The sequence below is a fragment of the Asanoa sp. WMMD1127 genome, from assembly GCF_029626225.1.
Classification (GTDB): domain Bacteria; phylum Actinomycetota; class Actinomycetes; order Mycobacteriales; family Micromonosporaceae; genus Asanoa.
Genome location: NZ_JARUBP010000001.1, coordinates 7615443 through 7640283 on the forward strand (window position 1 = coordinate 7615443; position 24841 = coordinate 7640283).

At 72.9% G+C, this 24841-nt stretch carries 27 protein-coding genes; 14 read left to right on the forward strand and 13 right to left on the reverse strand.

Going from position 1 to position 24841, the window contains the following annotated elements; translation table 11 throughout:
- Positions 1 to 32 precede the first annotated feature (32 nt).
- From O7635_RS36370 to O7635_RS36390, 5 genes are read left to right on the forward strand one after another with little or no spacing between them, the layout of a single operon-like run.
- Entirely contained in the window at positions 33 to 1202 is a 1170-nt protein-coding gene (locus O7635_RS36370; protein WP_278085019.1) for an acyltransferase domain-containing protein, read from the forward strand.
- Complete coding sequence (locus O7635_RS36375; protein ID WP_278085020.1) at positions 1199 to 2143, forward strand: beta-ketoacyl-ACP synthase III; 945 nt, start codon at positions 1199 to 1201, stop codon at positions 2141 to 2143. Before O7635_RS36370 ends, O7635_RS36375 begins: the two co-directional genes overlap by 4 nt.
- Before the next feature lie 46 nt (positions 2144 to 2189).
- Positions 2190 to 2429: an acyl carrier protein gene (locus tag O7635_RS36380; protein ID WP_116075309.1), complete on the forward strand. Its 240-nt coding sequence runs from the start codon at positions 2190 to 2192 to the stop codon at positions 2427 to 2429.
- A gap of 1 nt (position 2430) precedes the next feature.
- A complete protein-coding gene (fabF, locus tag O7635_RS36385) occupies positions 2431 to 3657 on the forward strand; it encodes a beta-ketoacyl-ACP synthase II (RefSeq protein ID WP_278085021.1) in 1227 nt (408 codons plus the stop codon).
- Between the two features lie 34 nt (positions 3658 to 3691).
- Positions 3692 to 5116 (forward strand): carboxyl transferase domain-containing protein, encoded by a 1425-nt coding sequence (locus tag O7635_RS36390; RefSeq protein WP_347405325.1) that lies wholly within the window; start codon positions 3692 to 3694, stop codon positions 5114 to 5116.
- A 5-nt stretch (positions 5117 to 5121) separates the two neighbouring features.
- Here O7635_RS36390 and O7635_RS36395 read toward each other — a convergent pair whose 3' ends face one another.
- A complete protein-coding gene (locus O7635_RS36395; protein ID WP_278085022.1) occupies positions 5122 to 5337 on the reverse strand; it encodes a hypothetical protein in 216 nt (71 codons plus the stop codon).
- A gap of 27 nt (positions 5338 to 5364) precedes the next feature.
- Between O7635_RS36395 and O7635_RS36400 the strand changes: the two genes are divergently transcribed.
- Genes O7635_RS36400 through O7635_RS36410 form a run of 3 tightly spaced genes read left to right on the forward strand, consistent with a single transcriptional unit; the run spans position 5365 to position 7926 of the window.
- The gene (locus tag O7635_RS36400; RefSeq protein WP_278085023.1) at positions 5365 to 6081 is read left to right on the forward strand and encodes a class I SAM-dependent methyltransferase; all 717 of its coding nucleotides are present in this window, start codon (positions 5365 to 5367) and stop codon (positions 6079 to 6081) included.
- A gap of 6 nt (positions 6082 to 6087) precedes the next feature.
- Positions 6088 to 6714 carry a class I SAM-dependent methyltransferase gene (locus O7635_RS36405; protein ID WP_278085024.1) on the forward strand — a complete coding sequence of 209 codons (627 nt, stop codon included), beginning with the start codon at positions 6088 to 6090 and terminating at the stop codon, positions 6712 to 6714.
- Positions 6715 to 6717: 3 nt separating this feature from the next.
- Positions 6718 to 7926, forward strand: coding sequence for an ATP-binding protein (locus O7635_RS36410; protein WP_278085025.1), 1209 nt, complete (start codon positions 6718 to 6720; stop codon positions 7924 to 7926).
- On the opposite strand, the gene O7635_RS36415 is transcribed toward O7635_RS36410, so the two are convergent.
- From O7635_RS36415 to O7635_RS36440, 6 genes are all read right to left on the reverse strand, one after another.
- Positions 7899 to 8816, reverse strand: a complete 918-nt coding sequence (locus O7635_RS36415; protein ID WP_278085026.1) for an ion transporter — start codon at positions 8814 to 8816, stop codon at positions 7899 to 7901. The two genes, O7635_RS36410 and O7635_RS36415, sit on opposite strands and share 28 nt — an antisense overlap.
- A gap of 33 nt (positions 8817 to 8849) precedes the next feature.
- Positions 8850 to 9485, reverse strand: a complete 636-nt coding sequence (locus O7635_RS36420) for a DJ-1/PfpI family protein (protein WP_278085027.1) — start codon at positions 9483 to 9485, stop codon at positions 8850 to 8852.
- Entirely contained in the window at positions 9479 to 10156 is a 678-nt protein-coding gene (locus O7635_RS36425) for an alpha/beta hydrolase (protein WP_278085028.1), read from the reverse strand. Before O7635_RS36425 ends, O7635_RS36420 begins: the two co-directional genes overlap by 7 nt.
- Positions 10153 to 10710: a TetR/AcrR family transcriptional regulator gene (locus O7635_RS36430; RefSeq protein WP_278085029.1), complete on the reverse strand. Its 558-nt coding sequence runs from the start codon at positions 10708 to 10710 to the stop codon at positions 10153 to 10155. The genes O7635_RS36425 and O7635_RS36430 overlap by 4 nt, the downstream gene beginning before the upstream one ends.
- Positions 10711 to 10743: 33 nt before the next feature.
- Complete coding sequence (locus tag O7635_RS36435; RefSeq protein ID WP_278085030.1) at positions 10744 to 11592, reverse strand: class I SAM-dependent methyltransferase; 849 nt, start codon at positions 11590 to 11592, stop codon at positions 10744 to 10746.
- Positions 11593 to 11689: 97 nt separating this feature from the next.
- On the reverse strand, positions 11690 to 12019 hold the full coding sequence (locus tag O7635_RS36440) for a hypothetical protein (RefSeq protein WP_278085031.1): 330 nt from the start codon (positions 12017 to 12019) through the stop codon (positions 11690 to 11692).
- A gap of 219 nt (positions 12020 to 12238) precedes the next feature.
- Here O7635_RS36440 and O7635_RS36445 point away from each other — a divergent pair, with 219 nt between their 5' ends.
- The 4 genes from O7635_RS36445 to O7635_RS36460 all read left to right on the forward strand — a co-directional run bounded on the left by O7635_RS36445 (position 12239) and on the right by O7635_RS36460 (position 17993).
- A complete protein-coding gene (locus tag O7635_RS36445) occupies positions 12239 to 12730 on the forward strand; it encodes a DUF3145 domain-containing protein (RefSeq protein ID WP_203716045.1) in 492 nt (163 codons plus the stop codon).
- Between the two features lie 152 nt (positions 12731 to 12882).
- Positions 12883 to 14601, forward strand: a complete 1719-nt coding sequence (locus O7635_RS36450) for a glycoside hydrolase family 3 N-terminal domain-containing protein (RefSeq protein WP_278085032.1) — start codon at positions 12883 to 12885, stop codon at positions 14599 to 14601.
- Between the two features lie 60 nt (positions 14602 to 14661).
- Positions 14662 to 15678: a glycosyltransferase family 2 protein gene (locus tag O7635_RS36455; RefSeq protein WP_278085033.1), complete on the forward strand. Its 1017-nt coding sequence runs from the start codon at positions 14662 to 14664 to the stop codon at positions 15676 to 15678.
- A gap of 140 nt (positions 15679 to 15818) precedes the next feature.
- Positions 15819 to 17993: a hypothetical protein gene (locus O7635_RS36460; RefSeq protein ID WP_278085034.1), complete on the forward strand. Its 2175-nt coding sequence runs from the start codon at positions 15819 to 15821 to the stop codon at positions 17991 to 17993.
- Between the two features lie 374 nt (positions 17994 to 18367).
- Here O7635_RS36460 and O7635_RS36465 read toward each other — a convergent pair whose 3' ends face one another.
- From O7635_RS36465 to O7635_RS36475, 3 genes are all read right to left on the reverse strand, one after another.
- A complete protein-coding gene (locus O7635_RS36465; protein WP_278085035.1) occupies positions 18368 to 18946 on the reverse strand; it encodes an MFS transporter in 579 nt (192 codons plus the stop codon).
- A gap of 18 nt (positions 18947 to 18964) precedes the next feature.
- On the reverse strand, positions 18965 to 19207 hold the full coding sequence (locus O7635_RS36470) for a hypothetical protein (RefSeq protein ID WP_278085036.1): 243 nt from the start codon (positions 19205 to 19207) through the stop codon (positions 18965 to 18967).
- 101 nt (positions 19208 to 19308) lie between these two features.
- The gene (locus O7635_RS36475) at positions 19309 to 19548 is read right to left on the reverse strand and encodes a hypothetical protein (protein ID WP_278085037.1); all 240 of its coding nucleotides are present in this window, start codon (positions 19546 to 19548) and stop codon (positions 19309 to 19311) included.
- Between the two features lie 78 nt (positions 19549 to 19626).
- On the opposite strand from O7635_RS36475, the gene O7635_RS36480 reads away from it, so the two are divergent.
- Positions 19627 to 19827, forward strand: coding sequence for a hypothetical protein (locus O7635_RS36480; RefSeq protein ID WP_278085038.1), 201 nt, complete (start codon positions 19627 to 19629; stop codon positions 19825 to 19827).
- Here O7635_RS36480 and menC read toward each other — a convergent pair.
- On the reverse strand, positions 19779 to 20897 hold the full coding sequence (gene menC, locus O7635_RS36485) for an o-succinylbenzoate synthase (RefSeq protein WP_278085039.1): 1119 nt from the start codon (positions 20895 to 20897) through the stop codon (positions 19779 to 19781). The two genes, O7635_RS36480 and menC, sit on opposite strands and share 49 nt — an antisense overlap.
- 11 nt (positions 20898 to 20908) lie before the next feature.
- Entirely contained in the window at positions 20909 to 21760 is an 852-nt protein-coding gene (locus O7635_RS36490) for a GNAT family N-acetyltransferase (protein WP_278085040.1), read from the reverse strand.
- Positions 21761 to 22018: 258 nt separating this feature from the next.
- Here O7635_RS36490 and O7635_RS36495 point away from each other — a divergent pair, with 258 nt between their 5' ends.
- Positions 22019 to 22948 (forward strand): alpha/beta hydrolase, encoded by a 930-nt coding sequence (locus O7635_RS36495; RefSeq protein ID WP_278085041.1) that lies wholly within the window; start codon positions 22019 to 22021, stop codon positions 22946 to 22948.
- A 538-nt stretch (positions 22949 to 23486) separates the two neighbouring features.
- On the opposite strand, the gene O7635_RS36500 is transcribed toward O7635_RS36495, so the two are convergent.
- Positions 23487 to 24620, reverse strand: a complete 1134-nt coding sequence (locus O7635_RS36500; protein ID WP_278085042.1) for a DDE-type integrase/transposase/recombinase — start codon at positions 24618 to 24620, stop codon at positions 23487 to 23489.
- Between the last annotated feature and the right edge of the window lie 221 nt (positions 24621 to 24841).

Genomic DNA, 24841 nt, shown 5'->3' on the forward strand with positions numbered 1-24841 from the left:
ACAACCCACGAGTATCCCGCAGAGTCGTAAACGTGCTCGCCGTACTCTCGCCTGGCCAGGGCTCGCAAAAGCCCGGATTCCTCGCTCCGTGGCTCGAACTCCCCGGAGCCGAAGCCCGCCTCCGCTGGTGGTCGGCACTCTCCGGAGTCGATCTCGTGCACCTCGGCACGCAGGCCGGGGCCGACGAGATCAAGGACACGGCGCGCACCCAACCCCTGCTCGTCGCGGCGGCGCTGCTCGCCGCCGAGCGGCTGCCCCTGCACGACGTCTCGGTGGTCGCCGGGCACAGCGTCGGCGAGCTCGGCGCCGCGGCCATCGCCGGGGCGCTGACCCCCGAGACGGCCGTGACGCTGGCCGGCGTCCGCGGTCGCGAGATGGCGGCCGCCTGCGCGCTCGAGCCCACCGGCATGTCCGCCGTCCTCGGCGGCGAGGCCGACGAGGTGCTCGCCGCGATCGAGGCCCACGGCCTGCACCCCGCGAACCGCAACGGCGCGGGCCAGGTCGTGGCCGCCGGCGCGGTCGACGCGCTGGCCAAGCTCGGCGCCGAGCCGCCGGCCAAGGCGCGGGTCATCGCGCTGCAGGTCGCCGGCGCCTTCCACACCCCGTTCATGGCCCCCGCCGAACAGGCGCTGGCGGCCGTCGCGGCCGGCATCATCCCCGCCGACCCGACCCGGATCCTGCTGTCCAACCTCGACGGCGCCGCCGTGGCCCACGGCCGCGAGCTGCTGACGCGGCTGGTCCGCCAGGTCACCGCGCCGGTCCGCTGGGACCTGTGCATGCGCTCCATCGCCGACCTGGGCGTGACCGCCGTGATCGAGCTGCCGCCCGCCGGCACGCTGGCCGGTCTGGTCAAGCGCGAGCTCAAGGCCAACGGCATCGAGATCGTGACCCTCAACACGCCCGACGACCTGCCCAAGGCCCGCGATCTCGTGGCCCGGCACGGCACCGCGCCCAGTCACGAGCCCAGCCCGGCGTTCCGCGTCGTGGTCGCCGGCACCGCCGGCCTGTTCGTCCCCGCCGAGGGGCTGGTCGAAGGCGATACCGTACGGACTGGTCAGATCATCGGGCACGTCTCCACCCGGCAGGGCCCGGTCGACGTCGCCGCCCACGGCGACGGCCTGCTGACCGAATGGCTCGCCCACCACGACGACCCGGTCGCACCGGGCCAGCCGCTCGCGCGCATCGGAGGACATCCCGCATGACAGGCTCTCGCATCCTTGCCTTCGGCCATTACCAGCCGTCGCGGGTGCTGACCAACGACGACCTGGCCCAGATCGTCGACACCAACGACGAGTGGATCCGCGACCGCGTCGGCATCGTGACGCGGCGGATCGCCGACAGCGAGACCGTCGCCGACATGGCCGGGTTCGCGGCCGAGAAGGCCCTGGCCAACGCCGGCCTCACCGCGGCCGACATCGACCTTGTCGTCGTGGCCACCTGCAGCTCCGTCGACCGCAGCCCCAACGTGGCCTGCCGGGTCGCCGCCAAGCTGGGCATCAACGCGCCGGGCGCCTACGACCTCAACACCGCGTGCTCCGGCTTCTCATACGCCCTGGGCACCGTCGACCACGCCATCCGCGCCGGGGCCGCCCGCAACGCGATCGTCATCGGCGCCGAGAAGCTCTCCGACTTCACCGACTGGACCGACCGCTCGACCTGCATCATCTTCGGCGACGGCGCCGGGGCGGCGGTGGTCACCGCGGCCGCCGACGACGAGCCCGCCGGCGTGGGCCCGGTCATCTGGGGCTCGGTGCCGGAGAAGTCCGACGCCGTCCGCATCGAGGGCTGGCGCCCCTACATCGCGCAGGAGGGTCAGCAGGTCTTCCGCTGGGCCACCACCGCGCTGGCCCCGTTGGCCCTCCAGGCCTGCGAGCGGGCCGGCGTCGCGCCCGAGGAGATCGCGGCCTTCGTGCCGCACCAGGCCAACGCCCGCATCATCGACGGCATCGCCAAGCGGCTCGGCATGCCGCAGGCGGTCGTCGCCAAGGACATCGTCGAGTCCGGCAACACGTCGGCCGCGAGCGTGCCGCTGGCCCTGTCGAAGCTGATCGAACGGCGCGAGGTGCCCTCGGGCGCACCCGTCCTGCTGTTCGGCTTCGGCGGCGGCCTAACGTACGCCGGGCAGGTTGTTCGCTGCCCGTAACGCACGCTCATCGACAACATCAACGAACCGGAAGGACAACACAGAAATGACCCGTGACGAGATCACGTCGGGCCTGGCCGAGATCCTGGAAGAGGTCGCCGGGGTCAACCCCGACGACGTGGCCGAGGAGAAGTCCTTCACGGACGACCTCGACGTCGACTCGCTCTCCATGGTCGAGGTCGTCGTGGCGGCCGAGGAGAAGTTCGGCGTCAAGATCCCCGACAACGAGGTGCAGAACCTCAAGACCGTCGGCGACGCCGTGACCTACATCGAGTCGAACGCCTGACATGAGTCGCACCGACGTCGTCGTCACCGGGCTCGGAGCGACGACCCCGCTCGGCGGGGACGTCGCGTCGACCTGGGACGCCATGCTGGCCGGCCGCTCCGGGGTGAGTCCCCTCACCCAGGAGTGGGCCGGTCAACTGCCTGTCCGGATCGCCGCCCAGCTCGCGGTCGAACCGTCCGAGAAGATCGACCGGGTCAAGCTCCGCCGGCTCGACCGGTCCGAGGCGATCGCGCTGATCGCCGCGGGCGAGGCCTGGGCCGACGCGGGGCTGGCCGACTCGGGGCTCGACCCCGAGCGGCTCGCGGTCAGCATCGGCTCGGGCATCGGTGGCGCGACCACGCTGCTGGCCCAGGACGACATCCTCGAGGCGTCCGGCCCGCGGCGGGTCTCCCCCCACACCGTGCCGATGCTGATGCCCAACGGTCCGGCCGCCTGGGTCGGGCTCGAGCTCAAGGCCCGCGCGGGCGTCCACTCGGTGGCCAGCGCCTGCGCGACGGGCGCCGAGGCGATCGCGCTCGGCCTCGACATGATCCGCGCCGGCCGGGCCGACGTGGTCGTGGCCGGGGGCACCGAGGCGGTCATCCACCCCCTGCCGATCGCCGGCTTCGCCTCGATGCGGGCCATGTCGACCCGCAACGACGATCCGGAGAAGGCGTCCCGGCCCTGGGACAAGGGCCGCGACGGCTTCGTGCTCGGCGAGGGCTGCGGCGTGCTCGTGCTGGAGCGCGCCGACCACGCCGCCGCGCGCGGCGCCCACGTCTACGCCCGGCTGGCCGGCGCCGGCCTGACCTCGGACGGCTACGACATCGTGCAGCCGCATCCCGAGGGCCACGGCGCCATCCGGGCCATCGCCAAGGCGATCGCCGACGCCGGTGTCGCCAAGACCGACATCGTGCACGTCAACGCCCACGCCACCTCCACCCCGGTCGGTGACGTGGCCGAGATCGCCGCGCTGCACGCCTCGCTCGGCGACCACCCCGTGCTCACGGCCACCAAGTCGATGACCGGCCACCTGCTCGGCGCCGCCGGCGCGCTGGAGTCGATCGCCTCGATCCTGGCGATCCGCGACAGCGTGGTGCCGCCGACGATCAACCTCGACGACCCCGACGACAAGCTCGACATGGACGTCGCCGCGCTCAAGGCGCGGCCGATGGACGTGCCGGCGGTGATCAACAACTCGTTCGGCTTCGGCGGGCACAACGTGGCCCTGGTGTTCACCCGCGCGTGACACCGGGCTTCGCACAACACGGGGGGTAACTGCGATGACCAGGAGCATGGCGCTCGACGAACAACAGGCGGCCGTCGACTACCGGGATCCGGAGGTGCGGCTGCGGGCCCTGTTCGACGCCGGCACCCTGCGCCTGGTCGCGCCCCGCGACGACTCGGGGGTGCTCGCCGCGCGCGGCGAGATCGACGGCACGCCGGTGGTCGCGTACGCGACGGACGCCACCCGGATGGGCGGCGCGATGGGCACCGAGGGCTGCCGGCACGTCGTCGACGCGATCGACGCCGCTGTCCGCGAGCGGGTGCCGGTGCTCGGGCTCTGGCACTCGGGCGGCGCCCGGCTGGCCGAGGGTGTCGTGGCGCTGGACGCGGTCGGCCAGGTCTTCGCGGCCATGGTGCGGGCGTCCGGCCGGGTGCCGCAGATCTCCGTGGTGCTCGGGCCGGCGGCCGGTGGCGCGGCGTACGGGCCGGCGCTGACCGACATCGTGGTGATGAGCGGCGCGGGCCGGATCTTCGTGACCGGTCCCGAGGTGGTCCGCAGCGTCACCGGCGAGCAGGTCGACATGGAGCGTCTCGGCGGCCCCGAGCCGCACGGCCGGCGCTCCGGCGTCGTGCACGTGACCACCAAGGACGACGGGTCCGCGCTGGCCGAGGCCCGCAAGCTCGCCTCGCTGCTGGGCCGGCAGGGGCGGATCTCGCCGGTCGACGTGGCCACCGACGACCCCGACCACGACCTGACGAGCACCATGCCGGCCGAGACCAACCGGGCGTACGACGTGCGGCCCGTGGTCAAGGCCCTGCTCGACGAGCCCGGCGTGGAGCTGCACGCCAAGTGGGCCCCGAACATCGTCACCACCCTTGGCCGGTTCGGCGGCCGCACGGTCGGCGTGATCGCCAACAACCCGCTGCGCCTCGGCGGCTGCCTGGACGCGGCCAGCGCCGAGAAGGCGGCCCGGTTCGTCCGGATGTGTGACGCGCTGGGCGTGCCGCTGGTCGTCCTGGTCGACGTGCCCGGCTACCTGCCCGGCCTCGGCCAGGAGTGGGACGGCGTGGTGCGCCGCGGCGCCAAGCTCCTGCACGCCTTCGCCGAGGCGGTCGTGCCCCGGGTGACGCTCGTGACCCGCAAGGCGTACGGCGGCGCGTACATCGCGATGAACTCCCGATCGCTCGGCGCCACCGCGGTGTTCGCCTGGCCCGCCGCCGAGATCGCGGTGATGGGCGCCTCGGCGGCCGTCAACGTGCTGCACCGCAAGAAGCTGGCCGCCGCGCCGCACGAGGAGCGCGAGGCGCTGCGGACGTTGCTGATCGAGCAGCAGATCAAGGAGGCCGGCGGCGTGCAGCGGGCCCTGGAGATCGGCGTGGTCGACGACGTGATCGAGCCGGGCGAGACCCGGCGCCGGATCGCCGAGGCACTGGCCGCGGCCCCGGCCGCCCGGGGAGCGCACGGCAACATCCCGCTCTGAGCGCGCTAACGGTTGCGCGGGTGGTTCTTGCCCATGCGCTCGTTGCCGCGCCGGTAGTTGCCGGTCCACCGGGCCATCACGCCCTGCGGGTCGGCGTCGACCTCGGCCAGGAACTCCGCCGCCCGACCGCCACGCAGCGTGGTGGCCGGGCGGCCGTGGTGGAGGATCACGACTGACCCGTCGGCCCGTTCCTCGTAGGTGAATCCGTGCGCCGGTGGCATGCCGGGCAGCGTAATAAGGTGTGTGCCGTGGAAGCGACCGAGATCCGCAAGCTCGCCGCGCTCGAAGACCGCCACTGGTGGTACGCCGAGCGCCGCGCGCTGCTGGCCCGATCGCTGCGCCGGCTCGGCGGCCCGCCCGGCGCCGCGCTCGACATCGGCGCGGCCGGTGGCGGCAACACCCGGGTGCTGCGGGCGCACGGGTGGCGGCCGGTGGCGCTCGAATACAGCACCGAGGGCGCGGAGGTGGCGCTGGAGCGAGGCCTGTCGGTGATGCGCGCCGACGCCCGCACGCTGCCGGTGCGCAGCGGGTCGCTCGATCTGGTGACGGCGTTCGACGTGCTCGAGCACATCGACGAGGACCACGAGGCCACGGCGGAGATCCTGCGGGTCCTGCGGCCGGGTGGCACGGTGCTGATCGCCGTACCCGCCGACATGAGGCTCTGGTCGGCGCACGACGTGGCGGTCGGTCACGTGCGGCGCTACGACCGGGCCGGGCTGCGGGCCGTGGTCGAGAAGGCGGGGCTGGTCGTCGACGAGCTGTGGAGCTGGAACGTGCTGCTCAAGCCGGTCGCCGCGTGGCGCCGGCGCAGCTCCACCGGCAGCGACCTCGACGACATCGCCGCGCCCGTCAACCTGGGCCTGCGCGCGGTGGTCGCAGCCGAGCGCTATCTTCCGGTGAAGTCCTGGCCCGGCGTCTCGCTGATGCTGCGCGCCCACCGCCCCGGTCCCGTCGCAGAGAGGTAGTCCCCCGTGCTGGCCCCGCTGAAGAACCTGCTCGGCAACGTCACCATGTACGTCGCCCTGCAGAAGGCGCTCGGCTCCGACCGCCTCCGCTACCGCTGCCTGGACGAGCTCGACCTGCACGACGGCGACACGGTGATCGACGTCGGCTGCGGGCCGGCGTACTACTTCGACCGGCTCCCGAAGGTGACCTACTTCGGGTTCGACACGTCGGAGCGCTACGTCGCCCACGCGCGGGCCCGCTACGGCTCCCCGCGGGCGACGTTCTCCACCGAGATCTTCGGTGAGCAGCACCTGGGCGTCCTGCCGCCCGCCGACGCCGTGCTGCTGCTCGGCCTGCTGCACCACCTCTCCGACGACGACTCGCGGTCGCTGCTGCGGGTCGCGTCGCAGGCCCTGGCGCCGGGCGGCACGGTCATCGCGGTCGACACCTGCTACGCGCCCGGGCAGGGCCGCGTCTCGAAGTGGATGAGCGACAACGACCGCGGCGAGCACGTCCGCGAGCCGGCCGCCTTCGAGGCGCTGGCCCGCGAGTCCTTCGCCGACGTCTCCGGCGAGGTCGTCGACGACGCGATCCGGGTGCCCTCCGCGTTCTGGCTGATGCGGATGGCCAGCCCGCTGCACGCCCGGGTCTGACCCTTGCGCCGGGTCCACCTGGAGGCGGCCGAGGACCATGTGCAGCGGCTGGCGCGCGAGGGTGACCCGCTCGGCGCGGTCAAGGAGCTGGTCTGGAACGCGCTCGACGCCGACGCGAACCTCGTCGAGGTGGTCCTCCACCGGTCGCCGCTCGGGGCCGTCGAGCGGGTGACCGTGCGCGACGACGGCACCGGCATGGCGCCCGAGGCGCTGGCCGCCGCGTTCGACCGGATCGGCGGCTCGTGGAAGAAGTGGACCGCCGGCACCCTGCTCAAGCAGCGGACCCTGCACGGCAGCAACGGGCAAGGGCGGCTCCGGGCGTACGCGCTCGGCGACCACATCCGGTGGACCACCGTGGCCGACGGCGTGGGCGGGCGGTCCCGGACGGAGGTCTACGCGCACGCCGGCGCTCGCAACGACTTCCTGATCGGCGACAGCGAGCCGACCCGGGCCGCGACCGGGACGGTGGTCGAGGCGTGGGGCAAGCAGTCGCCCCGGCTCGACCGCCTGCCGCTGCGGGCCCACCACCGCCGGCTGACCGCCGAGTTGGCGCCCTACCTGACCGCGTACCCGGAGGTCACCGTCGTCTACGACGGCGTGCCGGTCGACCCTGGCACCTCGATCCGGCACACCGCCGTCTATCCGCTGCCCGTCGACGACGCGCGGCTCAAGGTCGTCGAGTGGTCGGCGGCGGTGGATCGCGAGCTGCTGCTCTGCGACGGCAACGGCATCCCGGTCGCCTCGGTCGACGCGGGCATCCGGGCACCCGGGTTCGCGTTCACGGCGTACGTCCTGTGGGCGCCGATGGCCGACCACGTGGGCGACGTGCACCTCGGCGACGCGTACGACAGTGCGGTCACGGTTCTGTTGGGCGTGGCCCGGGAGCAGCTGCGGGCGCACTTCCGGGACCGGACCGACGACCGCCGCCGTGAGCTGCTCGAGCGCTGGCGGGCCGAGGGCAGTTATCCGCCCATGCTCGGCGACGAGCGCGAACAGGAGACGTTCGACCAGGTGGCCACCACCGTGCACCGGCACCTGCCCCGCCGTGCCGCCCAGCGCCGGGCCACGCTCGCGCTGCTGCGCGAGGCGCTGCGGGCCCGGCCGGAGCGGGCGCTGCTGGACGAGGTGTTCACGCTGACCGACGACGAGCGGGCGCAGCTCGACAAGCTCTTCGCGCGGGCGTCCTATCCGGACCGGGCGCGCCGCGACTGATCGTCCTCGGCGCCCCGGTCGATCCGCAGCTCCCGTTCGAGCTCCGCCAGCGCCGACCGCAGGTCGTCGATCCGCTGGGTGATCGCAATCCGGTCGACCTCGTCGGGCACGCCGTCGCCGTCCCGGTCGGCCAGGCCCTCGCTGATCTCCAGCCGCCGGGCCTCCTCCATGGAGTTGACGATGACCGCGATCAGGATGTTGAGCAGCAGGTTCGCGGTGATCAGCACGTAGCTGACGTAGTAGACGAGGGTCCACGGCGAGACCTCCAGGCCCTGTTGGATCAGGTCCGGCAGGGTCTCCTGCGAGAGCAGCACGAACAGGGTCAGCACGGCGCGGCCGATCGTGCCGTACTGGTCCGGGAAGCGCTCGCCGAAGATCAGCCAGCCGGCCATGCCGTAGACGTAGAGGGTGACCAGCGCCAGCGCCAGGAAACCGCCCACGCCGGGCAGGCTGCGCAGCAGGGCGGTGACGATGGTGCGAAGGCCGGGCGAGAACCGCACGAGCCGGAGTACGCGGGCGATGCGCACGATCCGCAGGACGGTCGAGTCGCCGCGCAGTGGCGGGATGAAGGCGGCCGCGATGACCACGAAGTCGAAGACGTTCCAGCCGTGCCGGAAGAAGTCCTGCGGCCGGCGGCCGTACGCGCCGATCCGGATGGCGATCTCCAGCACGAAGACGGCCCGGAACGCCCACTCGAGCCCGTGCAGCAGCGGCCGGGCGTGGCCGAGGTGCGGGTAGGTCTCGATGCCCAGCACCACCGCGTTGGCCCCGATCACGGCGACGATCACGACGTCGAAGGCGCGCGACCCGGTGATCCGGGCACACCTGCGCGCGAACGCCGACGTGCTCGCCGGTGTGGCCCGCTGGGTCGGCACCGCCCGCTTGATCATCAATGGATCGTAGTTGGCGCGCCCGCCGGCCCCTTAGGACACGATGGCCGAACGGCGGGCGAGCACCGCGTCCGCGATCGCCCGCGGCGCCGTGTCGGGGTTGCCGGAGCGGTAGGGCGGGCGTGGGTCGTACTCGTGCGCGAGCTGGATCGCCTGCGCCACCGCGTCGCCCGCGATCCGGCCGGCCAGCGCGAATGCCATGTCCAGGCCGGCGGAGACCCCGGCCGCGGTGACGTACTTGCCGTCGAACACGACCCGATCCCCGACCGGCAGCGCGCCGTGGTCGGCCAGTTGGTCGCGGACCAGCCAGTGGCTCGTCGCGGAGCGGCCGGTCAACAGGCCGGCCGCGGCGAGCAGGAGAGAGCCGCTGCAGACCGAGGTCGTCCAGGTGGTGTGCGGGTCCACGGCCCGCAGCCACCGCTGGACCGGCCCGTCGACCATGTGCGCGTTCTGGCCCGGGCCGCCGGGCACGACCACCACGTCGGCCGTCGACACGTCGGCCAGCGCCGCGTCCGCCACGAGACGCAGCGAGCCGACCTCGTTGGTCACCGGGCCGGGCCGCTCGGCGACGAACACGACCTCGGCGCCGGGCAGATGACTGAGCACGTCGTACGGGCCGACGGCGTCGAGCGCGGTGAACCGGTCGAACAGCAGGACGGCGATCAGCACGGGGTTCTCCCTCGGGTCAGGAACGGCAGGACGGTGGCGTGGAAGCGTTCGGGCGCGCGGCTGTGCACACGGTGCCCGACCGGGATGGTGACCAGCCGGGCCGCCGGGATGGCGCGGGCCATCTCGGCCAGCAGCGTCGGGGCGACATGGCTGCGCGGGCCGCCGGAGATCAGCAAGGTGGGCGCGGCGATCGCCGGAAGTCGGGCCCACCATCCGGGGTCCGGGCGGCGCAGTTGCCGCACCGCTGACGCGACCGCGCGGGGATCGAAGCCCCGCCGGGCCGCCAGCACGGCCAGCGCCGGCAGGGCGAAGCGGCGGATGGTCAGGCCGGGCACCGGTGGCTCCTCCAGCACGAGCCGGCTGATCCGCGCGGGCCGCGCCTGCGCGAGCAGCACGGCGGTGTGGGCGCCCAGCGAGTGCCCGACGAGGGCCACCCGGTCGAGACCGAGCCTGTCGAGCAGCGCGGCGACGTCGTCGCGGAAGCCGGCCAGCGGGTACGCGCCGGCCCGTGGGCTGTCGCCGTGGCCGCGCAGGTCCACCGCGATCGTGCGGTGACCGGCGTGCCGCAGCGCCGCGGCGAGCCGGTCCCACGTGCCGGCGTTGCTCGCCCCGCCGTGCAGGAGGACGACGGGCGGGCCGGCGCCCAAGTCGCGATAGGACAGATCGGTCATGCGACGTGTGCGTCCACGGCCGCCCGCAGCAGCGCGCCCGGGTCGTCGCCGCCGACGGCCAGCTGGAGGCTGCCCCAGCTCCAGAGCTGGGCGATGCCGTGCAGGTTGGCCCAGAGCGCGCCGGCCACCACGGCGGCCGGTGCGGTCGACCGCGTGCCGGCCCGCTCGATCAGGTCGACCAGCACCGCGAACAGCGGCAGGGCGGTGTCACGGAGGCCGAGATGGCCGCTGGCCAGGAGGTCGTGCCTAAACATCAGCCCGAACATGCCCGGATTGGCGCGGGCGAAGGACAGGTAGGCCCGGCCCAGCGCGAGCAGCTGGTCGCGCGGGTCGCCGTCGGGGTCGACCGCCACCTCGGCGGTGAGCCGCGCGTAGCCCGTGCGGGCGATCGCCGACAGCAGCTCGAGATGGGTCGGGAAGTAGCGCCGCGGCGCCCCGTGCGACACCCCGGCGCGGCGAGCGATCTCCCGCAGGGTCAGCGCGGCCAGCCCGTCCTGCTCCAGCACCTCGATGCCGGCTCGCACGAGCCGGTCACGCAACGGTTCGTTGGCCATAGACAGTGTCTACCAGACATGCGTAGACACTGTCTACCGCCGAAAGTGCCAGATCACGGCGGCCGGGGTGTTCGCGTAGGCGGCGTCGACCGCGGCGGCCGCCCACTTCCGGGCGAACGGCCCGCCGCCGGCGTCGCTGCGCGGCCAGAGCGGCTCGTGGCAGCCGCGCACCGCGAAGCCAGCCGCGAGCGCGGCGGCGACGTAGGCGCTGGGCCGGAACCGGCTCGCCGGCAGCCGCGCCTCGACACCGGCGTCGTCCACGGTGGACGCGATGCCGCCTAGATAGAGCGACTGCCAGTGGATGTCGGAGGTGACCAGGTGGCCGCCGGGCCGCAGGACGCGGGCGAACTCGGCGAACACCGGCTCGAGCGCGGGCACGTGGGTCAGCGCGAGGGCGCAGGTGACCAGGTCGACCGAGGCGTCCGGCAGCGGCAGCTCGTGCAGGTCACCGTCGACGAAGGCGGCGCGGGGCGCGGCGGCGCGGGCGCGCGCGAGCATGTCGGGCGAGCTGTCGACCCCGACCACGGTGTGCCCGGCGGCGGCCAGGAAGGCGGCGTGCCGGCCGGTGCCACAGGCGGCGTCGAGGGCCCGGCCGGTCGGCAGCGCGCGCAGGATGCCGTGGACGATCGGCTGCTCGACGTCGATCAGCGGGTTGCCGGGCTCGTCGTAGGTCCGGGCCCAGACCCGGTAGCCGCTGACCGTGTCGGTCTCGCCGACGTGGTCGCCGGCGCCAAGCTCGCCGCGCTCGTCGGCGGCGAGGATGGCCCGCGTCTCGGCGAGCCGGGCGGCCACGAAGGACTCATCGAACTCGCCGGCGAACGCGCGGTGCAGGGCCAGGCCTTCCAGACCGAGCAGGAAGGCGGCCGGGTGCCGGAACGCCATGGCGGCACGCTAACGAGCGGGCCGGCGGTCACGCGAACGGGTTTCAGGGCACACGAAAGAGCGCCCCGGCGGTGGCCGGGGCGCTCTTTCGGATGACTCAGGCTTCGAAGACGCCCGCGTCGACGAGCCGCTTCTCGGTGACGTCCCAGCCGTGCGACGGGTAGGTCTCCGCGAGGCCGTTGAGCTCGGCCCGGATCTTCGCGGCGTGGCCGGCGCCGGCCAGCACCCGGATCTCCTCGACGAACGCGTCGGAGTCGGTGCGCAGGTGCGCGGTCTTGCCGTTGGTCAGGTTGCGCACGTAGGCGAACTTCCCGCCAGCCAGCGGGATGAGGTACTTGAACTCGCCGAGCACGCTGAGGGCGCCACCCTGTCCGGCCTGGCCGGCCCGGACGGACGCGCGCGCGGTCTTGGAGGTGTTGCTCGCCACGGGGGGACTCCTTGCCAGATTTACGCGTACAGGGAAAGGCCCGCAGGGGCCCAGTTGAGAGTACACCAGCTCGCCGATCGGCCGACCGGACCAATCGTCCCAACCAGTTTTCCGATTCCCTGGCGCAACATCGGCCTCAGGCGTCATCATGATTGCTGACTGCCCGGACGGGATCGAGGTCGTAGGGGAAGACGCACCTCGGGTCTTCGGGAGGTCACCGTGCCAACGCGTGGCGTCGTTTACGTCCACTCGACCCCGCTCGCCGTGTGCCCACACGTCGAGTGGGCGATCGCGCGCGTCCTCACCGCGCCGGTCACTCTGCACTGGACCGCGCAACCGGTCGACCCGGGCGCGCGGCGCACCGAGTGCAGCTGGACCGGTCGCGCGGGGACCGGCGCGGAGCTGGCTGCTGCCCTCAGGCAGTGGCCCATGATCCGTTTCGAGATCACCGAGGAGCCCAGCCCGGGCTGTGACGGTGAACGCTTCATGTTCGTACCCGGCCGCGGCCTGTTCCGGGCGACCGCCGGCGCCGCCGGTGACATCCAGCTCGGCGAGGACCGGCTGCGGGCGATCATGGCCAGCTCCCGCGCTCCGGAAGCGCTCCAGCACGCCTTGGACAAGGCGCTCGGCACGTCGTGGGACGCGGAGCTCGAGCCCTACCGGTATGCCGGCGACGGCGCCCCGGTGACCCTGCTCACCCGCGTGGGCTGATCGCGGGCCCCCACGGGGGCCGATCGGACGACCTGGAAACCGCCCACCGGCCATCACCACCGACCAGGGGCCACCGACCCGTGCGAATTCCGAAGCGACCGTATTGCCTGCTTCACTTGCCCATTACGCAACGACCTGGCCATCATGGCTCGATGGCCTCCCCCCGGAGCCGCCTCGCGTTGCTTTTCGCCGCGGTCGTGGCCGCGATCCTCGTGGCCATCACCGCATGCGGCAAGCAGGCGCCCCGCGCGGCAGCACCGTCCTCGTCCCCCACCCCCGCGGCGACCGCGGCGCCGGCGACCCCGAGCCCCGGCGGTGACCCTGCGGCCCGGGCGGCGGCCCTGGTGGGCACGCTCTCCGACGAGCAGCTCGCCGGTCAGGTGCTGATGCCCTACGCCTACGGCAGCTCGGCGACGAAGGTCACTCCGGCCTCGGCGGCCGGCAACCAGAAGCTCGGCAAGGTCGACACCCCGGCGCAGATGATCCAGAAATACCACCTCGGCGGGCTGATCCTCGTCGGCTTCTCCGCCGACGACCCCACCTCGACCAACCAGGCGACCACCAACGTCGACAACCCGAAGCAGATCACCGAGCTGACCGGCGGGCTGCAGCAGGCGGCCGGCGGCACGGCGCCCATCTTCATCGGCACCGACCAGGAGTTCGGCACCGTCACCCGCATAAAGGACGGCGTGACGCTGCTGCCCAGCGCGATGGCGCTCGGTGCCGGCGGTAACCCGGCCGGCACGCAGCAGGGCTGGAAGGTGGCCGGTGACGAGCTGCGGGCGATGGGCCTCAACGTCGACTTCGCCCCCGACGCCGACGTGCTCGGCACCGCCGACGGCGGCGTGATCGGCTCGCGCTCGTTCGGCTCCGACCCCAGGGCCGTCAGCGACCAGGTCGCCGCGTCGGTCCGCGGTCTCCAGTCGGCCGGCGTCGCGGCCACGCTCAAGCACTTCCCCGGGCACGGCAGCACGCCGTCGGACTCGCACACCGACCTGCCGGTGATCGGCAAGAGCAGGGCCGACCTCGACAAGGTCGACCTGGCGCCGTTCAGGTCCGGCATCGACGCCGGCGCGCAGATGGTGATGAGCGGCCACCTCGACGTGAAGTCGATCGAGCCGGGCGTGCCCGCCTCGTTCTCGCACAAGGCGCTCGTCGACGTGCTCCGCGGCCAGCTCGGGTTCAAGGGCGTCGTGGTCAGCGACGCGCTCAACATGGCGCCGGCCGAGAAGTGGCCGGCCGGCGAGGCCGCCGTGCGCGCCCTCAACGCGGGCAACGACCTGCTGCTGATGCCGCCGAACGTCGGCGCCGCCCACCAGGGCCTGGTCGACGGCCTGCACAACGGCTCGCTGAAGAAGGAGCGGCTGGTCGAGGCGGCCACCCGCGACCTGACGCTGCGCTTCACGCTGGCCGACGCGCGCACCGGCGGTCAGAACGTGCCCGCTTCCCAGGCGCACCTCGACGTGGCCGGCGGCCTCGCGGCGGCGGCGGTCACCCAGCTGCGCGGCCAGTGCGGCGCCCCGATGCAGGGGCCGGTGAGCGTGACCGCCTCGGGCGGCCGCGACACCGCCAAGGCGACGCTCGAGCGCGCGCTCAAGGCCGAGGGTGTGCGGGTCGTGCCGAGCGGCGGCCGGGTCGTGCACCTGGTCGGCTACGGCGACGGCGCCGGCGACCTCAACCAGGCCGCCGACACCACGGTCGGGATGGACACGCCGTACGTGCTGGGCGGTGCGAAGTCGCCGAACGTGCTGGCCACGTACTCGTCGACGCCGGGCTCGCTGAAGGCCCTCGCCAAGGTGCTGGCCGGAAAGCAGAAGCCGACCGGCAAGTCCCCCGTGGCCGTGTCTGGTTTGCCCCGTAGCGTGTGCTGATTTACCCCGCCCCGCCTGATACGGTTCCCCCGTTCGGAGCGCGGAGGGAGCACGAGGCGGATGGGTCAGCAGGATCCGGCACTCTCCGTGGTCGTGCCCATGTTCAACGAGGAGAGCGTGCTTCCGCTGCTGGCCGAGCGGCTCCGCGCGGTCCTCGACGGCCTGGCCGAGCCCTACGAGGTGGTCGCGGTCGACGACGGCAGCAGCGACGCGACCCCGGCCGCCCTGCGCGGGCTGCGGGAGCGCTGGCCGCAGCTGCGGGTCATCCGGTTGCGCCGCAACAGCGGCCACCAGGCGGCGCTGATCGCCGGGCTGATGCGGGCGCGGGGCGACTACGTCGTCAGCATCGACGCCGACCTGCAGGACCCACCGGAGACCATCGCCGACATGCTCGCCCTGGCCCGGGCGGAGAAGCTCGACATCGTCTACGGCGTACGCGGCGACCGCAGCTCCGACACCGCGTTCAAGCGGCTCACCGCCGGGGCGTACTACCGGCTGATGCGCCGGCTCGTCGGCAAGCAGGTGCCCGCCCAGGCCGGCGACTTCCGGCTGCTGAGCCGGGTGGCCATCGAGGCCCTGCGCGACCTGCCCGAGCGCAGCCCGGTGCTCCGGCTCGTGGTGCCGTGGCTCGGCTTCCCCAGCGGTGAGGTGCGCTTCCTGCGGGCCGAACGCGCGGCGGGCCGGACGAAATACCCGTTCTCCCGCATGCTCGCGCTGGCCGCGGAGAGCGTGACCAGCTTCTCCGCCGCGCCGCTGCGGGTGGCGACCTGGCTCGGCCTGCTCGGCGTCGCGGTCTGCGCGCTGCTGGTGATCGCCGTGATCATCGCCTACGCGCTGGGCCACACGGTCATCGGCTGGCCGTCGATCCTCCTCGCGGTGCTCTTCCTGGGCGCCGTGCAACTGCTCTGCCTCGGCCTGCTGGGGGAATACGTGGCGCGGATCTACACGGCGGTGCAGGCCCGGCCGGCCTACTTCGTCGCCAGTGACAGCGATCCCGGCGACCCCGCCGACAGCGCGGCGCCGGAGCAGCGGCGCGCCGACGACGACCCGGCCGTGCTGGCCGACAGCCGCCGGTGACGGCGCCCGCCGAGCGGCCCGCCGCGGCAGCGGACGCCATCCCGGATCCGCGCGGCGCCGAGGCGGCCCCGGCCGGGTCGGTCTCCGCCGGGGTTTCGGCGCCCCGTCGCGCGTACCCCCTGGTTCGGTGGTTGCCGTTCGTGGCGACGGTGCTCTACGTCGCGGCGGTGCTGATCGCCGCGGACACCGCCGTGCTCGACCTGATGCGGTACGCGCTCTATCTCGCGCTCGCGCTGACGCTGCCCGGCACGCTGGTCTATCGCGCGCTGCGCCGCACGCCGCACTCGCTGCTCGACGACCTCGCGATGGGCACGGCGGTCGGCCTGGTGCTGGAGCTGCCGGCCTGGACGCTGGCCTCGGTGCTCGACGTGCGTGGCGCGCTCTGGGTCTGGCCGCTGGTGGTGGTCGTGCTGTTCGGGGCGGTGCCGCGGCTGCGCCGGCACCTCGTGCCCCGGTACTCCGCGACGGCGCCGGTGGGCTTCTCGTGGGCGGTCGGCGGGGCGGTGGCGTTCTTCACGACCTACCTGTCGTCGACGTTCCTGCAGCGCAACCCGATCCTGCCGACGGGCGAGGACACCCGGCAATACCTCGACCTGGCCTACCAGCTGTCGCTGGCGGGCGAGGCCAAGCACCAGTTCCCGCTGCACGTGCCGCAGGTGGCCGGCGAGCCGCTGTTCTACCACTGGTTCGGCTACGCGCACATGGCGTCGAGCAGCATGATCGGCGGCATCGACCTGCCCGTCGTGGCGCTGCGGCTGGCGATCCCGTTCCTGTGCGCGCTGGCGATCGTGCTGACCGCGGTGGTCGGCTGGCGGATCAGCGGCAAGCCGCTGGCCGGCGCGGTGGCCGCGGTGCTGTTCTTCGTCGTCGGCGAGACCAACTTCACCGACCCGGTCACGATGCCGTTCGGCACCCAGAGCTCGTTCGTCATCTGGCACGGCATGTCGATGATCTACTCCTGGGTGCTGCTGCTGGCGCTGATCGGGGTGGTCTGGGGCTGCATCTCGGGCGCGCTGGGCCGCGGTGGCTTCGTGCTGGCGTTCCTGTTCCTGGTCGCGTCGTCGGGGGCCAAGGCGAGCTCGCTGCCGGTGGTGGCGCTCGCGCTGCTGGCCACGTTCCTGGTCGTGCTGGTCGCGCGCCGCCGGATCCCGTGGACCCTCCTGACGCTGGGCGTGCTCACGGGTGCCGCGCAGCTGTTCGCGATGGCGGTGCTGTTCCGCTTCCAGGCGTACGGCGTGACGCCCGAACCCATGTGGAGCTTCGAGCGCTTCTGGACGCCGCCGGACGGGCCGATGTGGCTGGCGGTGGTGCCGGTCTGGTTCGCGTTCCTGGTCAACATGCAGCTGCGTACGGCCGGCATCGTGCCCTTGATTTGGCTGCGCCGCGGCCGGCTGGACCCGACCCAGGTCTTCCTGCTGGCGGGCGGGATCGGCGGCCCGCTGATCTACCTGATGGTCAAGCAGCCGGGCGACGGCAACCAGTACTTCACGCGGGCCGGCTTCACGTTCGCGGTGCTGCTGTCGGCGTGGGGCTACGCGCTGGTCTTCGAACGGGCCCGGCTGTCGCTGGCCGCCCGGGTCTTCCTGGCCGCCGAGGCGCTGCTGCTGGCGGTCGTGCTGGTGTTCGCCCAGTTCCGGCTGGCCGGCGCGGCGACGCCGTCGGTGCCGCCGCGGGCCATCGACCCGCTGATGCCGCTGCTCCGCTGGGCGCTGGTGCTGGCCACGATCGGTCTGGTGATCGCGGCCCTGTGGCCGGCGTTGAGCCGCTGGCTGCCCGCGCTGCGCGGCCGGGGCGGCGTGGTGGCGCTGACGGCGCTGCTGGTCGTCGGGGCGCCCGGCCTGATCATGGACATGCGCAAGTCGGAGCGGTTCCCGAACGGCGGCGCGTACGCGACGATCTCGCTGCCCAAGTCGCGGGTGGACGCGGCCCGCTGGCTGCGCGACAACAGCGCGCCCGGCGACGTGGTCGCGACGAACGCCCACTGCATCAACGACGCGGCCGCCGCCGGCTACTGCGACCCGCGGTCGTTCTGGCTGTCGGCCTATGCGGAACGCCGCGTGCTGGTGGAGGGCTGGGCGTTCGCGCCGCGGGTGTCGGAGGCGGGCTCGTGGGCGTTCTGGGACCCGGACCTGCTGGCCCGCAACGACGCGGCCTTCACGTCCCCGACGGCGGCGTCGCTGGGGGCGCTGCGCGCGGAGGACGGGGTCCGGTGGCTGGTCGCCGACCGCCTGGCCGGCCCGGAGTCACCGGAGCTCCAGGTGCTGGCGCGGCTGCGCTACTCCAACGACCGGGTCCTCGTCTACGAGCTGAGCTGACCGCGCCGCCGCCGCACGCCAGGGCAGCACGAGGCCGGCGCCAGCGCAGAGGAGGCCGGCGAGCAGGAGCGCGGGCCGCACGCCGGCGGTCGCGGCCATGGCGCCGCCCAGGGCCGTGCAGAGCGGCTGGCTGACCTTGGCGCTGGCCGACCAGGCGGTGGTGACCCGGGTCAGCAGGTGGTCGGGCGTCGCCCGCATGCGGTAGGTGGCGAAGACCGGGTTGAAGACGCCCGCCGTGAACAGCAGCAGCGACTGGGAGGCCAGGACGGTCAGCAGACCGGCCGGGCCGGCGGTGGCGAGGACGAGCAGCAGGATCCAGGGGCCGCGGGCGGCGCCGGACCAGAGCAGTGCGCGGTGCTCCCCCAGTTTGCGGGTCAGTCGGGCGGACAGCAGCGTGCAGAGGAGGCCGGCCGCGGCGGGGGGCCGAGCACGAGACCGTACTGCCAGGCGGTGAGGCGGAGGTCGCGCAACATGAAGACGGTGAGCAGGGGCGCGGTCATGGTGACCGCGCCGCCGACCAGCATCGCGTTGAGGTAGAGGCCGCGCAGGCCGGGATGCCCGAGGATGTGCGCGATGCCGGCCCGGATGCGGGCGGCCAGCGGTTCCGGCGCTGGCGTCGGCTCCGCCGCTGGCGGCGGAGGTGGCTGCGGGGCGACGGGCATGCGGCGCAGGCAGAGGGCGCCGACGACGTAGCTGAGGGCGTCGACGAGGAGGGTGGCGACCGCGCCGAGGCCGGCGATGAGGAAGCCGCCGAGTGACGGGCCGAGGGTGGCGGTGGTCCAGTTCGTCGTCTCCATGCGGGCGTTGGCGACCAGCAGGCGATCGCCGGGCACGAGCTGCTTGATCAAGGCGCCGGCCGCCGACAGGTAGAGGATCGAGCCGGCGCTCTGCACGGCCGCCACCGCGCACAGGTGCGGGACGGTGAGGGCGTCGAGCGCGAACGCGACCACCACCGAGGCGACTGCCGCCAGCTACGCCCATTCGGTGGCCATCAGGACGCGGCGCTTCGGCAGCCGGTCGACGGCCGGCGCGAGCGGCAGGGCGATCACCGCGCTCGCGACGGCGGCGACCGCCGCCATGGCCGCCACCTCCGCCGGGCCGGCGCCGGCCTGGGTAACCGCGAGAAACGGCAGGGCGCCCAGCGCGATGGCGCTGCCCGACAACGTGACGCTGTAGGCGGCCCACAGCGCCCGAAAGCCATGGGCACCGTCCATCCCGGACAGCTTCCCGCATCAGCCGCCGAAACGATGACCCAGCGCGAGCTCGGTGTACAGCGCGGGACAGCGGTCCTCCGCTCGATACAGTGCCCACGGGTTTACACCATTGGAGGGGCTTCCGGGTCGACGAGGTGGTGCAGGGGGTGTCCCGCGGGTCCGGGCCCCGTCCGCCGGCTGCGCACCGGGCCCGCCGAACCACAGGTCGGAGCGCGGCGGCGGCGGTCCCACCCGGGCGGCACAGGGACGCGCTGCTCGTAGTAGGACAGCGGCGGCCGCCGCTGTTGCGCGCCGATCTGCTCGCGGGTCGCCGCGTCCGGGAAGAGCGACTCGGCGTCCACCCCGTCAGCCTGCCGGAGGCGGCATGTCACTCGAAAGGCGAATACCAGGCATGCCAACCCGCGACGTAGCGTCTTGGCGTGAATCTTCGGCGCGGGTCGGCCGCTCCACCGCAGCAGCACAGCGTGCTGGTGGCGGTGGCGCTGGTGATCGCCGCGCTGGCGATCGCGATCAGCCTCGCCGGGATCGTGTTGGCCGCGCTCGCGCTCGGCGACGACGGCGGCGGCGCCGCTCAGGACAGCGGCAGCCACTCCGTTCCGGTGGTGATCTCGGTCAGGTAGTCCTCGTCCACCGTCACGCCCAGGCCCGGGCCGGTCGGCACCGCCACGTGGCCGCCGTCGAGGACGAAGGGCTCCGTGATGTCGCGGGCGAAGTAGCGGTCGGACGCCGACGTGTCGCCCGGCAGGGTGAAGTTCGGCAGTGCCGCCAGGGCCACGTTGGCCGCTCGCCCGAGCCCGGTCTCCAGCATGCCGCCGCACCAGACCGGCACGCCGTTGGCCGCGCAGACGTCGTGCACGCGGCGGGCCTCGAGGTAGCCGCCGACCCGGCCCGGCTTGACGTTGACCACCGACGTCGCGCCGAGGGCGATGGCGTCGGCGGCCGCCCGGGCCGAGGTGATCGACTCGTCGAGGCAGACCGGGGTGCGGATCAGCGCGGCCAGCGCCGCGTGGCCGCGCAGGTCGTCCTCCGGCAGCGGCTGCTCGATCAGCAGCAGGTCGAACGGGTCGAGCCGGGCCAGGTGCCGGGCGTCGGCCAGGGTGTACGCGGTGTTCGCGTCCACCTGCAGCAGCAGGTCGTCGCCGAACCGCTCGCGGACCGCGCGGACGGGCTCGACGTCCCAGCCAGGCTCGATCTTGAGCTTGATCCGCACGTACCCCTGCGTCCGGTAGCCGTCGACCGCGTCCAGCAGCGCCGGGATCGACGACATGATGCCCACCGAGACGCCCGCGGGCACCGAGGACCGGACCGCGCCGAGGTACGAGCCGAACGACGTGCCGGACACCCGCAGCGACAGGTCGAGCAGCGCCGTCAGCACGCCGGCCTTGGCCATCGGGTGGCCCTTGATCCGGCCGAACGCCGCCTCGAGCCGCGGCACGGTGAGCTCGCCGGACTTGGCCAGCGCGACCACCTCGGGCATGAGGAAGCGCCGGATCACCTCGGCGGCGCCGTCGACGTGTTCGCTGGAATAGAGCGGCTCCGCCATCGCCACGCACTCGCCCCAGCCCTCGGCGGAGTCGCCGGCGGCGCGGACGAGCAGCACGTCACGTGCGGTCTCGGTGCCGAAGGAGGTGCGGAACGGGCTGACCAGGGGCAGGGCGATGCGGCGGAGTTCGAGACCACGCAGTTTCAAGGAGCGTTCCTTTACTCGGCTTCCATGACGTACCAGCCGTCACGGGCCATGCCCGCGATGCGGTATCCGGAATCGAACGCCGCGCAGAGCGCGTCACCGACCTCTCTCCGCCAGGCGACGGCGAGCGGCGGGTCGGTGCCCCGCATGGCCTCGATGTCCAAGGGCACGGCGACCAGCAGCGGCCGGCCGTCGTGCACCGCCTTGCCGGGGCTGGGCCGGCCGAAGTCGTCGCGGGCGAGGGCCACCTCGGCGCCGGCCGCGTACACCGCCTGCATGTTGATCTCGCGGGTGTCGCCGGCCGCCGCGGCGATCGCCTCGGGCGAGGCCACGTCCCACTGGATGTAGAGGCGGTCGCTGGTGGCGTCGCCGGCGTTGATGCCGTCGGTCATCCGCCCGTAGAAGTCAGGCAGGTATTTCACCGCCCGCGCGCCGAGCTTGTGCAGGTTGAAGTAGGCGTTGCGGCGGACCAGCGGGTCGAACGTCCAGTGCACCGACTCGATGCGCCGGTCGAGCGCCCAGGCGCGCTGGTGCAGCTTGATGGCGTGCCCGGCGCCGCGACTCTGCGTGTCGGGGTCGACGCCCGTGATGTGCGAGTGCAGGTGGTCGATGCCGAAGAAGGCGACGGCGGCGCCGACCAGCACCCCCTCCCGGAAGGCGCCCACCACATAGTTCCCGGCGTACGACAGCGCGCGCATCATCCGCGCGTCGAGCAGCTGGTTGGGCGAGTCCGTGCGCCAGATCCTGCCGAACAGCTGGGCCACCTGCTCGTGCGCGGCGGGGTCACGGAGCTCCCGCACGGTGATTCCCAGCCGGGCCGCGGCGGCGGTCGCGACCTGTTGTGCCTCCGCGATCAGCTCGTCCACCCAGCCTCCCGTTGTGCAGACCGAATCCTAACTTCAACAGGTGAACCGGCTTCGTGTCGAGGCAACCGTCGGTAATTGATGGTTTTCTTTGCGTTGCGGTGCCGGCGGCAAGCCGCTCATTACGCGTACTTTCGCCGAAAGAGTGCAAAACGGATCTTCGATCTGGCGGCCTGAACGCAGCTTAAGGCATGATTGTTACTGCCCGGTATGTGCGTGGGTAAGAACATCGGTGGGGAATCCTCGGCCTTGGAGGTGACCATGCCGGAGCGGATCTCGGTGACGCTGCCCGACGGCGTGCGACTGCACGTCGAGATCACCGGGCCTGACGACGCGCCGGTCACCGTCATCCTGCTGCACGGTTGGACGCTGGACACCCGCACGTGGCACCGCCAGCTGACCGGCCTGCCCGACGCGCTCGACCTGCCGGTGCGGATCGTGGCGTACGACGCCCGCGGCCACGGCCGCTCCGACGGCACCACCCGCTCGGGCGCCAACCTCGCGCAACTCGGCGACGACCTGGCCGAGGTGATCTCCACGGTCGCCCCGACGGGCCCGATCGTGCTGGCCGGCCACTCACTCGGCGGCATGACGATCATGGAGTTCGCGCACGGGCACCCGCTGTTCTTCGCGACCCGCGTGGCCGGCCTGGTCTTCATCTCGACCACGGCCGAGGGCCACACCCACACGGTGTACGGCCTGAGCCCCCGCATCACCGGCCTCATCCGCACCGTGGAAACCACCGGCGCCGGCATCCTCGCCCGCGGCGGCTCGTGGCGGGTCCACCGCTACCTGCTGCGGGCGCTGGCCCCGTCGCTGCGCTGGCTGCTCTTCGGCGACCGGTGCACCCCGGAGGACCTGATCCTCACGACGGCCGCCGTGGCGCGGGTGCAGCTGCTGGCCATCGGCGCGTTCCGCTCCTCGGTCGGCGAGCAGCAACGGCTGGCCACCCTGCGCGCCCTCGGCGACGTGCCCGCGGCGGCCCTGGTCGGCGACCGCGACCGGCTCACCCCGCCGGCCTGCGCCGAGTCGATCGCCGCCGCCCTGCCGACCGCCGACCTCACCATCTGCCCGGGCGCCGGCCACATGCTGATGCTCGAACGCCCCGCCATCGTCACGGCGGCGCTGGCCGAGGTCATCCGCACCGCCATGGGCGAGCCCAGCGACACCGCCGACCTCCAGGCGGCCTAGGGTCTGTCGCGGCTAGGAGTGGCGTGACCCGTGCGGAAAGCTGTCCGCCGAAGCGGCATTCGTGCTCATGCACAGCACCCCGCTCGGGCCGGCGTCGTGGGACCCGGTCGCGCACCGCCTCCGCGCCGCCGGCTTCGTCGTGCCGTCACTGCGCTCGGTGGGCGCCGTTCATTCGGACGGTGGTGTCGCTGGCGCGTGTGGCCATGCCGCTTGGGCGCCACGTGGCGCTCGTGCGCACGGCAACGCGGGCCTGTTCGTCTCGGCCGTCGTTTCCGATGCCGTCTCGCACAGTTGGTCGACCCGGATGCCGCCGCCAACCGCCCCTCAGCCTTACGCCGGGCCGCGGGCGGCTGAGGTGACCGAAGCCGGCGAGTCGCCGCTCCCATGCAGAGCGCTGGCTCGAGACCGAGCGCCCAGAGACCTTTCCGGGTCCGGATCTAGGTAAATAAATGTCGCCATAGGAGCTGTCATGTCCCGGGAGATGTGTCAAGGGTGTGTCCCGGTTGATGTGTCACGGTTTTGATGTTGGTTGGGTTGGTTATAGGGGGACGTAGGTTTTGCCGGGGGTCAGGGTGGCGGTGCCGATGGGGTGGCCGTCGGGGTCGTAGATGGTGGCGTGGCCGTTGTGGCGGATGACGGTCAGGGTTTGGCCGAGACGGGCTATGCCGACGCCGATGCGGTGGGAGCCGGCGTTGATTTTTCCGTAGTCGGTGACGCGGCAGCGGTGGACGGTGGCGTCGGTCTGGATGGGCAGGGCGGCGGGTCCGCCGTGGCGGGTCGCGGAGGTCCAGGCGTGGTGTGGGGTGGTGCGGCGGGCGAGGGCGCAGTGGGCCCGTCGGGTGTTGTAGTAGTCGCGGTAGTCGTCGAGTAGGCGTTGGAGCTGCGCGATGGTGGTCGGGATGCGGTGGTGGGTGAGCCATTTCTTGAGGGTTTGGTGGTGGCGCTCGACCTTCCCGCAGGTTTGTGGGTGGTAGGGGCTTGAGTGGATCAATCGGGTGCCCCAGCCGTTGAGCGTGGACGCGAACTGTGACGCTGCGGTGGTGGCGGAGGACCAGGTGTTGGTGAACGCGGCGCCGTTGTCGCAGAGCACGATCGCGGGTGGTCCGTGCTGGTTGGCGGCGGCGGTGATCGCGGTGATCGCGGCGGCGGCGGTCTCGCCGGTGGCGGCGGTGCAGGCGACCAGCATCCGGGTGCAGTCGTCGAGGACGTCGAAGACGACCGCGTTGCGGCCACCGGTCAGGGCGACGACGGTCGCGTCGATCTGGTAGCGGTCGCGGGGTTGGGCGAACGCGAATCGCCGCCACGAGCTGCGAGGCCGTTTGGCGGGGTTCGCGTCGAGCAGGCCGTGGCGGGACAGGACCCGGTTGATCGTGGACCGCGACGGCACCGACCATGGTGCTCTGATATCGGCCGCGATCCGGGTCAGGGCGTCGCGGATGTAGTCCGCGCCGTTGTCCGGGGCGAGGTCGGCACGTAACTTGCGGATCCACGCGTCGAGGTCCGGGCCGGCCATGCCCGGGCTGTGGTGTGGGCGGCGGGACCGTTCTCGCCACGCCCCTTCGGCGGCCACGCGGGCCTTGTGTCGGTAGAACGTCCGCGTCGTGACGCCATTCTCACGGCACCACCGCGCCACATTGTCGATCTTCACGCCAGCGGCCAGGACCGCGTCCATCGCGTTCAGCATTTGACGCCGTATCGCCATCCCTGGCAGTCAACCCGGTGTGACACATCTACCGGGACATCAAGTGCGACAGATGTCATGGGACTGAAGAGTCGCCATAGGAGCATTCCTTTACCAAGATCTCGAGCGTTTGCCCGCGCGGCGGCGTGTCGTGTACGACGCGCCGCTGTTTTGGGTGCCGCCCAGAATGACGAGCAACGTTTCGAACAGAC

Coding starts and splice junctions, on each gene's coding strand:
- O7635_RS36425 (WP_278085028.1), bottom strand. CDS start 10,156: ATGACCGATCTGTCCTATCGCGACTTGGGCGCCGGCCCGCCCGTCGTC.
- O7635_RS36500 (WP_278085042.1), bottom strand. CDS start 24,620: ATGGACGCGGTCCTGGCCGCTGGCGTGAAGATCGACAATGTGGCGCGG.
- O7635_RS36470 (WP_278085036.1), bottom strand. CDS start 19,207: ATGGACGGTGCCCATGGCTTTCGGGCGCTGTGGGCCGCCTACAGCGTC.
- O7635_RS36380 (WP_116075309.1), top strand. CDS start 2,190: ATGACCCGTGACGAGATCACGTCGGGCCTGGCCGAGATCCTGGAAGAG.
- O7635_RS36430 (WP_278085029.1), bottom strand. CDS start 10,710: ATGGCCAACGAACCGTTGCGTGACCGGCTCGTGCGAGCCGGCATCGAG.
- O7635_RS36415 (WP_278085026.1), bottom strand. CDS start 8,816: ATGATCAAGCGGGCGGTGCCGACCCAGCGGGCCACACCGGCGAGCACG.
- fabF (WP_278085021.1), top strand. CDS start 2,431: ATGAGTCGCACCGACGTCGTCGTCACCGGGCTCGGAGCGACGACCCCG.
- O7635_RS36395 (WP_278085022.1), bottom strand. CDS start 5,337: ATGCCACCGGCGCACGGATTCACCTACGAGGAACGGGCCGACGGGTCA.
- O7635_RS36390 (WP_347405325.1), top strand. CDS start 3,692: ATGACCAGGAGCATGGCGCTCGACGAACAACAGGCGGCCGTCGACTAC.
- O7635_RS36495 (WP_278085041.1), top strand. CDS start 22,019: ATGCCGGAGCGGATCTCGGTGACGCTGCCCGACGGCGTGCGACTGCAC.
- O7635_RS36435 (WP_278085030.1), bottom strand. CDS start 11,592: ATGGCGTTCCGGCACCCGGCCGCCTTCCTGCTCGGTCTGGAAGGCCTG.
- O7635_RS36375 (WP_278085020.1), top strand. CDS start 1,199: ATGACAGGCTCTCGCATCCTTGCCTTCGGCCATTACCAGCCGTCGCGG.
- O7635_RS36455 (WP_278085033.1), top strand. CDS start 14,662: ATGGGTCAGCAGGATCCGGCACTCTCCGTGGTCGTGCCCATGTTCAAC.
- O7635_RS36450 (WP_278085032.1), top strand. CDS start 12,883: ATGGCCTCCCCCCGGAGCCGCCTCGCGTTGCTTTTCGCCGCGGTCGTG.